This window comes from Streptomyces sp. NPDC026394 (genome assembly GCF_055567735.1).
The window spans coordinates 62,752-75,158 of record NZ_JBVHPX010000029.1; the positions used below are offsets into that span (position 1 = coordinate 62,752).

Below are 12,407 nucleotides of genomic sequence, written 5' to 3' on the forward strand. Positions count from 1 at the left end.
TGATCTTCCGGGCAAGTGCCTGGCACGGTTCACTCGCCTCCTTTATGCTGCGGCGTTCATGATACGCAACCCGCCCGCCCGTCCGGGCTGTTGCCGTCCGGGGGGAACCAGGTGACGCATCCGCACGTGCCGCAGCAGTCCGGCTCGCACTCCGGCTCACAGAGCGGCCCGCACGCCCCGGACCTCCGGCCCCCCGGTGCCAGCGAGGCCACCCGACTGCTCTGCGCCGGCACCTACCTCGACCCCGCCTACCGCGACGCGGTGATCGACGAGCTGTACGTCCACGAAGAACGCCTCGCGGCCCCGTCGCTGGGCTTCGACGCGGCCCGCGTACTGGCCCACGCGCTGCGCGCCCGCCGCATGGAGCTGGCCTGGGCGGCCGCCGTCCTGCTGCTGTGGGTCGTGTCCGTCCCGCTCTCCTCCGGCCTGACCCTGCTCTACCTGCTGCCGGTCCTGCTGCTCTCGCTGGCCTCCTTCGTACGGGGCCGCGCCGTGCATCCGCCCTGGTACCGGCGGTTCGCGGGCTGGCTGCTGCGCTGGTACGGGCGGCTGGCCGTGCTGGGCGTGGCCGTGGTGCTGCTGGCCATGGTGTTCGGCGACGACTCCGGCGGGTCCGGCGGTTCGTCGTACGGCTACTCCGGCAGCTCCTCCGGACTGTCGGACAACCCGCTGCTGTTCTTCCTGCCCACCGACCTCTTCGGCCAGAACATGTTCGCGGCACAACCGCTGAACGCCTGGCTCGCCCTGGCGCTCCCCTTCGTCCTGGCTTGGGCCGTCGGCGCGCAGCACGGCCACATCGCCAAGGCGCTGACCACCGAACTGTCCCGGGCCCGCTTCCCGGACGCCGCCGCCGACCCCGCCGAGCGGGCCGAGGGCGTGCGTTTCCAGCGGCTGCGTCACCGCATCCGTACCGAACAGCACGGTCCGCTGGTCATGTACCGTGCCGCCGATCCGTTCTGCGGCGCGGGCACGCCGTACGAGACCTGGTCGCTGTCGGTGGAACTGCGGCCCCGCAAGGACGCGGCGCCGGACCCGGCCGGGGGCGCCGACGGCGGGCCGGTGCCGCTGGACAACGACACCGTCCTCCAGCGGATCATCCCGCTGGTCGCGGCGCTCCGCGAGCCCTCGGCGCACGGGTCGCCGCAGGCCGCCGCCGCGGTGCGGGACCGGCTGCGCGAGCTGGAGATCGACGAGTGCGTCTTCCTGCCGGTGGCCGGGCTGCCGTCCCGTGACGCCGCCCCGTACGGCCCCGACGGCTTCGCCGCGCACCGGGCCCGTGCGGTCGAGGAGGGCGGCGAGACCCGGCGCCACTTCCTGCGCGTGCGGGTCGGCGGCTGGGGCGAGGGCATCGTCGTCACCGTCTTCGTACGGGTCCACACGCAGGGCGGCATGCTCATGCTGGAGGTCGCGCCGCACGTGCTGTGGCCGGTGCGCGCGCTGTACCGCGAAGCCGACCGGATCGCCCACCGCTACCGCCGCAACAACCCCTTCGGCAAGGTGGTGTGGGCCCTCGCGCAGACCCCGCGCTCCGCCGGGCGCGCGGTGACGAGCCTGTGGCGCGGCTTCGTGTCCGCCTGGAGCCTGCTCACCGGCGGGCACGGCGGCGCGCTGCCCGACGGACCGGCGGCCTCGGTCCGCGAACTGGGTTCCGACGGGGACGCCTCGCTCTTCCAGGAGATGGACGTCACCCGCTACTTGAAGAGCATCCAGGACCGGGTGGCGGGCGGGGTGCGGAGCGCGCTGTACGAAGCGGGCTGGCAGACCGACGAGTTCGAGCAGCGGGTCGTCAACGTCACCAACGGCGGGGTGTTCATCGAGTCGGCGCAGGGTGCCATCGGCATCGGCGACCACAACACGATCACCAGCAACGGAGGGCTGGGCGGGGCGGCGGCCTCCGGCGCGTCGGGCGGGAGTGCGGCCGGCAAGGCAGCCAGGCCCGCGAAGACCGCCAAGACCGCCGACACAGGCCGGTGAACCGCCGGTACGGCCCCGCCCGGGGCGAGGCACAATCGTGACCACGGCCGGCGCACACGGCACCACAGCGGACGAACGCAGCGGACGAACGGGGAGGCAGACATGGCAACGGCTGACGAACGCAACCGCGGCATCCACATCGGCGAGGTGCACGGGGCCTTCGCCATCGGCGACCACAACACGGTCACCCACAACGAGCACACCACGGGCCGCCCCGGCGCCGACCCCGCGCACGAAGAACTGCTCACCGCCGTACGCCAGTTGCGCGAAGATCTGGCCAGGGTCGTCGAGACGCCGCAGGTCACCCTGCTGACCGCCGAACTGACCGACGCGCAGGAAGAGATCGAGACCACCGGCAGCACCGCGCCCGGCCGCCTGGACCGGCTGCGTACGGCGCTGGCCGACGCGGGCGCGGTCACCGGCATGCTGGCGTCGGGCGCCGCCGTGGGGCAGGCCGTGGCCGCGCTGCTGGGAGGCTGAGGATGGGCGAGCAGGGGGGCGGCGCGGGCGGGGTGCGCTGGAACGACGAGGAACAGCGCTGGGACACCGGCGGCCCGGCTCCCGCGCCGTACACCGGCCCGCCGCCGTCCAGGCCCGGGTCGGTACCCGGCCCCGCGTCCCCACCGGAGGCGGGCTTCTCCACCGACGCCACGGCCGACGCTCCGCACCTCCCGGCCTATCCGCCGCCCCGCCCGCCGGGCCACGGCCCGACGGCGGCACCCGGCACGAGCCTGTCCGCCACCAACCCGCGCACCTGGCCGACGCCGCTCGTCGTCGGCGCGGCGGCCGCCGTGGTCGCCGTGGGGTTCGGCGGCGGCTGGCTGCTCTGGGGCGGCGACGACACCGCCGTACGCTCCGAACCCGGGACCGCGGTCTCCTCACCGGGCCCGAACCGGGCCACCGCCGAGCCCGGCGTACCGACCGGCCCCTCCACGGACGACCCGGCGGCCGGCAGCCCGTCCGGCTCGCCCTCGGGCGCGGTCCCGCCCGGCTACCGGCTGGCCCGGGACAGCGCCGGTTTCTCCCTGGCCGTACCGGAGAACTGGCAGCGCAGCCAGCGCTCGGACGGCGTCTTCTACACCGCCCCCGACGAGCGGTACCTCCTCCAGGTCTTCGAGGTCACCGAGCCCGACATCACCCCCCTCGAAGCCCTCAAGGCCACCTCCCGGAGCCTCGCCGACAAGCCGGGCTACGTCGAGATGAGCCTGGGCCCCGCCAAGGACGTCGGCGTCAGCTCCGGCACGGTCGAACTCGTCTACGCCTACGACAGCGAAAAACTCGGCGTCCGCGCCCGCGTCACCGACCGCGCCTTCACCGTCCCCGACGGCCGCCAGTTCGCCGTCCTGGTCCTCGGCCCCGACGCCGACTGGCCGGCCCAGAGCCGCATCCAGCAGACCGCTTTGCAGTTCTTCGACCCTCGCGCTTCCTGACCTCGGGTCGCCCAATCGGTTGTGCCCCTGCTCGGTAATGTAGTACTTCTTATACATGAGCGAGCAGGTGCACAACAGGCTGGCGATGGTGCGTGCCGAGCGCAAGGTGTCCCGGCAGGCGCTGGCCGACGCGGTCGGTGCCCATTACCAGACCATCGGCTACATCGAGCGCGGGCAGTACAACCCGAGCCTCGACCTCGCCCTGCGCATGGCCGAGTTCTTCGAACTGCCGGTGGAGGCCCTGTTCTCACTCCGGCCGTTCCGCCCGCTCACGGACGAGGTTTACGGGAGGAAGCAGTGACGACCACCGGTACCACCCCCACGCCCCACCGGGTGCGTACGCGCTACGACGAGCGCATGTACGCCATCATGAACTGCCGTGAGGGTGCGCCGCTGCACGCGACGGCTGGGCGGCGGCGCGCGGCCGTCGCCTTTCATGTGCTGCTCACCGGGGTCATCCTGGCCGCCGAATTCACCGGGTTCGCGACCGCCACCCCCTGGCTCGTCGTCCTCGCGGCGCCGCTTCTCGTCCTTCCCTGGTGCATGGCCACCGGCGTGCTCAACGCGGCCATCCGCGGCCTCCTCGACCTGCGCCCCCACGTCCTGGACGAACGCCAGCTGGCCGAGCGTGACCGGGTGCGCGCCACGGCGAACCGCCTGACCACGTACGTACTGGGGTGCGGCGTGGCAGGTGGCATCGTGGTCGGCGAACTCGGCGGGCTGACGGTCGGCGGGGCGGTTCTCCCCGTACTGATCTCGGCGTTCGTCGTGCACTGGCTGATGCCGCTGTGGGTGGCCGGAATGACGGCTCAGGACGAACCGGCCGACGAGACGGACGAGTAGCCCAGCACCTCGCGGAGACCGGCGGCGGCGAGCGGCGTCTCCCGCGCGGTGCTGGGCCGTCGCTTCACCGAGCTGGTGGGCGAGCCCCCGATGACGTACCTGACCGGCCTGCGTCTGGCCCTTGCCGCCGATCCCCTGCGCGAGCCGGACGCCACACTCGGCGCGGTCGCCCGCCGGGTCGGGTACGGCAGCCCCTTCGCCCTGAGCGCCGCTTTCAAACGGGTGCGGGGCATCAGTCCCCGCGACCACCGGCAGCGCGGCGGCACGACGGCCTGAGGAGATGCGCGGTGCCGATGCGGGACTCCAGGCCCTCCTGAACGGATATTCGCCTGCCCTGACAGTGGGCCATAAGGACCGTCCGGTGACCCGGATCGGCCCTCGCAAACCTGCATTCCGGGGGCCGGAAGAGTGAGTCGGGTCACTTTCCTCGGACGTTTCGGCATAGGTAAAGGGGTTCCGGGGAGGGGTCCTCGTTGCTGGTGTGAACCAGTGGCAACAAACCGGAAGTCGAAAGGCAGAACAGACGTGTCGGCAAGCGAGACGATTCACGTAGACGGGGTGTGGCGCTCCGCCGTATCCGGCGCCACGCGGGAGATCCTGGACCCCGCCGATGCGAAGACGCTCGAAGTCGTCGCCGAGGGTGGCGCCGAGGACGCCGACGCGGCGGTCGAGGCGGCGCGCCGCGCGTTCGACAACGGCGCGGGCGAGTGGCCCCGCACCCTCGTCGCGGAGCGGGCGGCGCTGCTGCGGCGGGTCGCGGACCTGCTCCAGCGGGACCGCGAGGAGATCGCCCTGATCGAGAGCCGGGACACCGGCAAGACCCTCGAAGAGGGCCGGGTCGACGTGGACGACGTCACCAACGCCTTCCGGTACTTCGCGGATCTGGTGATCAACGAGAGCGGCGGGCGTGTGGTGGACGCCGGGAGCCCGGACGTGCACAGTGTCGTCGTGCACGAGCCGGTCGGCGTGTGCGCGATGATCACGCCGTGGAACTACCCGCTGCTCCAGGCGAGTTGGAAGATCGCTCCGGCGCTCGCCGCGGGCAACACCTTCGTCATCAAGCCGAGTGAGGTCACGCCGCTCACGACGGTGTACCTGATCAAGCTGCTGGTCGAGGCCGGCCTGCCGGCCGGGGTCGCCAACATCGTCACCGGTGCGGGCCTGCCGGTCGGCCAGCGGCTGGCCGAGCACCCGGATGTGGATCTTTTCTCCTTCACGGGCGGGCTGGCCAGCGGCACGAAGGCCGGTGCGGCGGCGGTCGCGGGTGCCAAGAAGATCGCGCTGGAGCTGGGCGGCAAGAACCCGAACGTCGTCTTCGCCGACTCCTGCGCCACCGACGAGGGCTTCGACACCGCCGTGGACCAGGCGCTGAACGCCGCGTTCGCCCACAGTGGCCAGGTCTGCTCGGCCGGCGCCCGCCTGATCATCGAGGAGTCGGTGCGGGACCGTTTCGTCGCCGAACTGGCCCGCCGTGCCGAGAAGATCAAGCTGGGGCGCGGCACCGAGGAGGGCGTCGAGTGCGGTCCGCTCGTCTCGCAGCAGCAGTTGGAGAAGGTCGAGGCGTACGTGGCCTCCGCCCTTCAGGAGGGCGCCCAGCTTCGGTGCGGCGGACGCCGCCCCGAGGCCAGTGACGTCCGCCCGGCCACCGGCTACTTCTACAGCCCGACCGTCCTGGACGGCTGCCACCGCGACATGAAGGTGATCCGTGAGGAGACCTTCGGCCCGATCCTGACCGTGGAGACGTTCACGACCGAGGACGAGGCCGTCGCGCTGGCCAACGACACCGAGTACGGTCTGGCCGGCGCCGTCTGGTCGGCCGACACCGCCCGCGCGCGCCGGGTCGCCGCCCGGCTGCGGCACGGCACCATCTGGATCAACGACTTCCACCCGTACCTCCCGCAGGCCGAGTGGGGCGGCTTCGGCAAGTCCGGCATCGGCCGGGAACTGGGCCCCGCCGGTCTGGACGAGTACCGCGAGAGCAAGCACGTTTACGAGAACCTCCGGCCGGAACCGGTCCGCTGGTTCGCGGGCTGAGGCCCCGTCTGTTCACCGCACCACGCACGCACGAACTTTGCAGAAGGAGCACCACCTCATGCCCGTGTACGACTACGTGATCGTCGGCGGTGGCACCGCCGGATCGGTGATCGCCTCCCGGCTCACCGAGGACCCGAACGTGAGTGTCGCCGTCATCGAAGGCGGCCCCTCCGACATCGACCGCGAGGACGTGCTGACGCTGCGCAAGTGGCTCGGCCTGCTCGGCGGCGAGCTGGACTACGAATACACCACCACCGAGCAGCCCCGCGGCAACTCGCACATCCTGCACAGCCGCGCCAAGGTGCTCGGCGGCTGCTCGTCGCACAACACCCTGATCTCCTTCAAGCCGCTGCCGTCCGACTGGGACGAGTGGGAGGCGGCGGGCGCCACCGGCTGGGGCGCCAAGGCCATGGACCCCTACTTCGGCAAGCTGCGCAACAACATCGTGCGGGTGGCGAAGAAGGACCAGAACCAGATCGCCACGGACTGGATCGAGGCCACCAAGACCGCCCTCGGCGTGCCCGAGATCGTCGGCTTCAACGACCAGCCGTTCGAGGAGGGCGTCGGGTTCTTCGACCTGTCGTACCACCCGGAGAACAACAAGCGGTCCTCCGCCTCGGTCGCGTACCTGCATCCGCACATGGAGGCCGGTGACCGGCCCAACCTCACGCTGATGCTGGAGACCTGGGCCACCGAGCTGGAGCTGGACGGCACCACCGCCAAGGGCGTCCACGTCCGTACCAAGGACGGCGAGAAGGTCTACGTCGAGGCCGCGCGCGAGGTGCTGGTGTGCGCCGGCGCGGTGGACACCCCGCGCCTGCTGATGCACTCGGGCATCGGGCCGAAGAAGGACCTGGAGGCGCTGGGCATCGACTGCAAGGTCGATCTGCCGGGCGTGGGCGAGAACCTGATCGACCACCCGGAGTCGGTGATCGTCTGGGAGACCAACGGGCCGCTCCCGGACAATTCCGCGATGGACTCCGACGCGGGCCTGTTCGTGAAGCGGGACCCGGACCACAAGGGCCCGGACCTGATGTTCCACTTCTACCAGATCCCGTTCACCGACAACCCGGAGCGACTGGGCTACGAACGCCCCGAGCACGGTGTGTCGATGACGCCGAACATCCCCAAGTCCCGGGCGCGCGGGCGGCTTTACCTGACGTCCAAGGACCCCGAGGTCAAGCCCGCGCTCGACTTCAAGTACTTCGAGGACGAGGACGACTACGACGGCAAGACCCTCGTGGACGGCATCAAGCTGGCCCGTAAGGTCGCCGAGGCCGAGCCGTTCAAGAAGTGGCTCAAGCGCGAGGTCTTCCCCGGCCCCGAGGTGACCGACGACGAGGAGATCAGCGAGCTGGTCCGCAAGGCCGCGCACACCGTCTACCACCCGGCCGGCACCTGCAAGATGGGCGCCAAGGACGACACGATGGCGGTCGTCGACCCCGAGCTGAAGATCCGCGGCCTGTCCGGCATCCGGATCGCCGACGCGTCGGTCTTCCCGACGATGCCCGCCGTGAACCCGATGCTGGGCGTGCTGATGGTGGGGGAGAAGGCAGCCGAGCTGCTGGTTGATTCCCCGACCCAGGGAGGTGGTGCGTGATGGCCGCCGCCGCCCCCGAAGCCGGAATACCCCAGCCCCGCGAGGCCGCCGACAACCTGACGGCCGAGGAAGTCCGGGACCCCCGTGACTCCCGGGACCCCCGGGACGTCGTGTTCTCCGTCCGCAACCTCTGGAAGGTCTTCGGCCCCAAGGCCGAGCGCGTCCCGGAGAACGCCGAGCTGACCGGTCTGTCCGCGCAGGAACTGCGCGAGCGGACCGGCTGCACGGCCGCCGTCCGCGACGTCAGCTTCGACGTCCACAAGGGTGAGGTCTTCGTCGTCATGGGCCTGTCGGGCTCCGGCAAGTCCACCCTGGTGCGCTGTCTGACCCGGCTCATCGAGCCGACCAGCGGCGGCCTGGACATGGACGGCGAGGACGTCCGCGCCATGGACAAGACCAAGCTGCGCGAACTGCGCCGCCGCCGCGCCGCGATGGTCTTCCAGCACTTCGGCCTGCTGCCGCACCGCTCGGTGATCGACAACGTCGCGTACGGCCTGGAGATCCAGGGCGTGCCGCGGGCCGAACGCCGCGAGCGCGCCGCCGAGATGGTGGAGAAGGTCGGCCTCGCGGGGCTGGAGCACCGCCGCCCCGGGCAGTTGTCCGGCGGCCAGCAGCAGCGCGTCGGGCTCGCCCGCGCGCTCGCCGTGGACCCCGAAGTCCTGCTGTTCGACGAGCCGTTCAGCGCGCTCGACCCGCTGATCCGGCGGGACATGCAGGAAGAGGTCGTCCGGCTGCACGAGGACGAGGGCCGCACCATGGTCTTCATCACGCACGACCTCGCCGAGGCGCTGCGCATCGGCGACCGGATCGCCCTGATGCGCGACGGAAAAATCGTTCAACTCGGCACGCCCGAGGAGATCGTGGGCTCCCCGGCCGACGCGTACGTCCGCGACTTCGTCCAGGACGTACCGCGTGAACAGGTGCTGACCGTACGGCGCGCCATGCGCCCGGCCGAGTCCGGCGAGACGGAGACGGGCGCGGCGCTCGCGCCGGACACCCTGGTCGCCGACGCCATCGAGGCGGTCGCCCGCTCCGGCGGTTCGGCCCGCGTGATGGACGGCAAGCGCTGCCTGGGCATCGTGGACAGCACCTGCCTGCTCAACGTCGTCGCCAAGATCGACGCCGGCGAGGTGGCTGCCTGATGTCCGCGCATTCCAGTACCGCCGACGCGGCCGCCGTGGCGGCCGGTTGGCCTCCGACCCGGCGGCCCGTGCGGGTCGCCCCCGCCCAGGTGCGGACGCTCCAGCCGCCGACCCGGGACCGCACCCGCGATGTCCCTGCCTCCCCCTCCCTGGCGGACCGGTTCCGCACCGCCGTGCAGCGCCGCTGGCACGAGGCCCGGCGCGCCGCGGCGATGCAGATACCGGCCGGCACGGTGAAGCGGGGGCGCGCATGACGGCCGCCACCCCCACCGCGAGCACCGCCACCGCCGCGCCCGACCAGCCGGGCGCCCTGCGAGCCGCCCTCCAGAGCCGCGGCCTCCGCAAGATCCTCATCCTCGCCGTCGCCGCCGCGGTCCTCGTACCGCTCGCCCACGCCAAGTGGTCCAGCGGCACCTGGCCGAGCGACCTGACCGTCGACCTGACCGGCCCGCTCGGCCGCACCAGCGACTGGATCATCGACAACCGCGACAGCCACCCGCTGTTCGTGTACTTCCTCGGCCACCTCAGCAACGCCGTCGTCATCTCCGTACGCGCCGTCTACCAGCTTCTGCTGCTGCTCGGCTGGACCGGCGTCACCGCGGGCGTGACCCTCGTCGCCTGGCGCGTCGCGGGCGTCCGCATCGCCGCGACCGCGCTGATCTCCTTCGCCGTCAGCGGCGTCCTGGACATGTGGCTGCCGACCATGCAGACCCTCGCCCTGATGATCGTGGCGGTGCTCGCCTCGGTCGCCGTGGGCGCGCTGCTGGGCCTGGCGGGCGGCCTCTCGGAGCGGCTGTTCAAGATCCTGCGGCCGGTGCTGGACACCATGCAGGTGCTGCCGGCCTTCGCGTACCTGCTGCCCGTCGTGCTGATCTTCGGCATCGGTGTGCCCGCCGCGCTGCTGGCCACCGTCGTCTACGCGGCCCCGCCGATGGCCCGGCTGACCGCGCTCGGCCTGCGCGGCGCCGACCCGGGCGTCCTGGAGGCCGTCGCCTCGCTCGGCGCGACCGGCCGGCAGCGGCTGCTGACCGCCCGCCTGCCGCTGGCCCGCAAGGAACTGCTGCTCGGCCTCAACCAGACGATCATGATGGCGCTGTCCATGGCCGTCATCGCCTCCATGATCGGCGCGGCCGGTCTCGGTGACCGCGTCTACCAGGCCCTCGCCTCGGTGGACGTCGGCGCCGCGCTCGCCGCCGCCGTACCGATCGTGCTGCTGGCCATCGTCATGGACCGCACGACCGCCGCCGCCGGCGAGCGGATGGGCGCCGACCCGGCCGCCCACGGCCCGAAGCTGCTGCGCGGCCGGCGCGCCTGGGCCGGTATCGCCGTCCTCACCGCGCTGGTGACCGCCGCGGGCCGGCTGGCGGGCTCGACCGTCTGGCCGTCCGGCTGGACGGTGGCCATCGCCCGCCCGGTCAACGACTTCAAGGAGTGGATGGTCGACCACCTCTACTCCGGAGTCCCGGTGGTCGGCGGTACCGCCGACTGGGCCGCGCACTTCACCTCCTGGGTCCTGGACCCGCTGCGCGACGGCCTGACCGCGCTGCCCTGGTGGGGCGCGCTGCTCATCGTCGCCGCGCTGGCCTGGCTGATCGGCACCTGGCGCACCGCGCTGACCGCGACGCTCGCGATGGCCGCCATCGGCGTCCTCGGCGTCTGGAAGCCGTCCATGAACACCCTTTCCCAGGTTCTCGCCGCCCTCGCGGTGACCCTGGTGCTGGGCTTCGCCGTCGGCATTCTCGCCGCGGGCAGCAAGCGCCTGGAGGCGATCCTGCGGCCGGTGCTGGACGTCATGCAGACCATGCCGCAGTTCGTGTACCTGATCCCGGTGGTCGCGCTGTTCGCCGTGGGCCGCGCCCCGGCCGCTGCCGCCGCCGTCGTGTACGCGCTGCCCGCGGTCATCCGCATCACCACCCAGGGCCTGCGGCAGGTCGACCCGGCCGCGATGGAGTCCGCCCGCTCGCTGGGCGCCACCCGCTGGCAGACCCTGCGGCAGGTCCAGCTCCCGCTGGCCCGGCCCGCGCTCCTGCTGGCCGTCAACCAGGGTGTCGTCCTCGTCCTCGCCGTCGTCATCATCGGCGGCCTGGTGGGCGGTGGCGCGCTCGGCTACGACGTCGTCACCGGCCTGGCGACCGGCGACCTGGCCCTCGGCCTGGTCGCGGGCGTGGCCATCGTCTGCCTGGGCCTGATGCTCGACCGGGTGACCCAGCCGACGCAGCGCCGTACGACGGGGAAGGGAGCGTAACCATGGCCCGTACCCGTATACGCGTGCTGGGAGCCGCCGGACTGGCGGCGGCGACGCTGCTCGCCCTCTCCGGTTGCGGCAAGGCCGACATGACCAAGCAGGGCTCGCCCTTCCAGGCGCCGGGCGGCGCCAAGTCCGTGACGCTGTCCACGCAGACCTGGGTCGGCGCGCAGGCCAACGTCGCGGTGGCCAAGTACCTGCTCGAACACGAGCTGGACTACCACGTCGACACGGTCCAGGTGGACGAGATCCCCGCCTGGGACGCGCTCAGCCAGGGCCGGGTGGACGCCATCCTGGAGGACTGGGGCCACCCGGACCAGGAGCAGCGGTACATCAAGGACAAGGGAACGATCACGGCGGGCGGCGGCAACGGCGTCACCGGCCACATCGGGTGGTGGGTCCCCAAGTACTGGGCCGACCGGCATCCGGACGTGACCGACTGGAAGAACCTCAACAAGTACGCCGACCAGCTCCGCACCTCCGAGAGCGGCAGCAAGGGCCAGCTTATGGACGGCTCGCCGTCCTACGTCACCAACGACAAGGCGCTGGTGAAGAACCTCAAGCTGGACTTCGAGGTCGTCTTCGCGGGTTCCGAGGCGGCGCAGATCACCCAGATCCAGCAGTTCGCCAAGGAGAAGAAGCCGTTCCTGACGTACTGGTACGAGCCGCAGTGGCTGTTCAACCAGGTGCCGATGGTCGAGGTGAAACTCCCCGAGTACACCGACGCCTGCGCGGAGAAGGGCGCGAAGGACCCGTCGAGCATCGACTGCGCCTATCCGACGACACCGCTCCAGAAGTTCTTCAACACGGAATTCGCCGAGGGCGGCTCCGAGGCCGCGGCCTTCCTGAAGAACTTCAAGTGGACCAAGGAAAACCAGAACGAGGTCTCCGAGATGATCGCCGCCGACGGCCTGTCCGCCGACGAGGCGGGCAAGCGGTGGGTGGAGAAGCACCCGGAGGTCTGGAAGAAGTGGCTGCCGAAGAAGTAGCCGAGCGGCTGCCCGAGACATAGCCACGGGCGACCGGCCGGGGGGGGGGGGGGGGGGGGGGGGGGGGGGGCGCCCCCCCCCCCCCCCCCCCCCCCCGCGGCCGCGCCCCCCCCCCCCCCGCGGGCGGGAGACTCGGGAGACCCCACCCCG

11 protein-coding genes and 1 pseudogene are annotated in these 12,407 nt (G+C 71.9%); all 12 read left to right on the forward strand.

What is annotated here, in order from left to right; genetic code table 11:
* Positions 1 to 111: 111 nt before the first annotated feature.
* On the forward strand, positions 112 to 1,974 hold the full coding sequence (locus ACZ4QV_RS37815) for a hypothetical protein (protein WP_361619313.1): 1,863 nt from the start codon (positions 112 to 114) through the stop codon (positions 1,972 to 1,974).
* A 102-nt stretch (positions 1,975 to 2,076) separates the two neighbouring features.
* Positions 2,077 to 2,454, forward strand: a complete 378-nt coding sequence (locus ACZ4QV_RS37820) for a hypothetical protein (RefSeq protein ID WP_361619315.1) — start codon at positions 2,077 to 2,079, stop codon at positions 2,452 to 2,454.
* A 2-nt stretch (positions 2,455 to 2,456) separates the two neighbouring features.
* Positions 2,457 to 3,404, forward strand: a complete 948-nt coding sequence (locus tag ACZ4QV_RS37825) for a hypothetical protein (protein WP_361619317.1) — start codon at positions 2,457 to 2,459, stop codon at positions 3,402 to 3,404.
* Between the two features lie 55 nt (positions 3,405 to 3,459).
* Positions 3,460 to 3,705: a helix-turn-helix transcriptional regulator gene (locus tag ACZ4QV_RS37830; RefSeq protein WP_003983188.1), complete on the forward strand. Its 246-nt coding sequence runs from the start codon at positions 3,460 to 3,462 to the stop codon at positions 3,703 to 3,705.
* Entirely contained in the window at positions 3,702 to 4,247 is a 546-nt protein-coding gene (locus ACZ4QV_RS37835) for a hypothetical protein (RefSeq protein ID WP_361582767.1), read from the forward strand. The genes ACZ4QV_RS37830 and ACZ4QV_RS37835 overlap by 4 nt, the downstream gene beginning before the upstream one ends.
* Positions 4,248 to 4,268: 21 nt before the next feature.
* Positions 4,269 to 4,523, forward strand: a pseudogene (locus ACZ4QV_RS37840) (helix-turn-helix transcriptional regulator); the annotation flags it as partial.
* Between the two features lie 249 nt (positions 4,524 to 4,772).
* A complete protein-coding gene (locus tag ACZ4QV_RS37845) occupies positions 4,773 to 6,281 on the forward strand; it encodes an aldehyde dehydrogenase family protein (protein WP_361156671.1) in 1,509 nt (502 codons plus the stop codon).
* A 58-nt stretch (positions 6,282 to 6,339) separates the two neighbouring features.
* Positions 6,340 to 7,881, forward strand: a complete 1,542-nt coding sequence (locus ACZ4QV_RS37850; protein ID WP_361156668.1) for a GMC family oxidoreductase — start codon at positions 6,340 to 6,342, stop codon at positions 7,879 to 7,881.
* Complete coding sequence (locus ACZ4QV_RS37855) at positions 7,881 to 9,023, forward strand: quaternary amine ABC transporter ATP-binding protein (RefSeq protein WP_361156666.1); 1,143 nt, start codon at positions 7,881 to 7,883, stop codon at positions 9,021 to 9,023. Before ACZ4QV_RS37850 ends, ACZ4QV_RS37855 begins: the two co-directional genes overlap by 1 nt.
* Positions 9,023 to 9,277, forward strand: a complete 255-nt coding sequence (locus ACZ4QV_RS37860) for a hypothetical protein (protein ID WP_361156663.1) — start codon at positions 9,023 to 9,025, stop codon at positions 9,275 to 9,277. Before ACZ4QV_RS37855 ends, ACZ4QV_RS37860 begins: the two co-directional genes overlap by 1 nt.
* Complete coding sequence (locus ACZ4QV_RS37865) at positions 9,274 to 11,268, forward strand: ABC transporter permease (protein WP_361582772.1); 1,995 nt, start codon at positions 9,274 to 9,276, stop codon at positions 11,266 to 11,268. Before ACZ4QV_RS37860 ends, ACZ4QV_RS37865 begins: the two co-directional genes overlap by 4 nt.
* A gap of 2 nt (positions 11,269 to 11,270) precedes the next feature.
* A complete protein-coding gene (locus tag ACZ4QV_RS37870) occupies positions 11,271 to 12,257 on the forward strand; it encodes an ABC transporter substrate-binding protein (RefSeq protein ID WP_361156658.1) in 987 nt (328 codons plus the stop codon).
* The last annotated feature ends 150 nt before the right edge of the window (positions 12,258 to 12,407 follow it).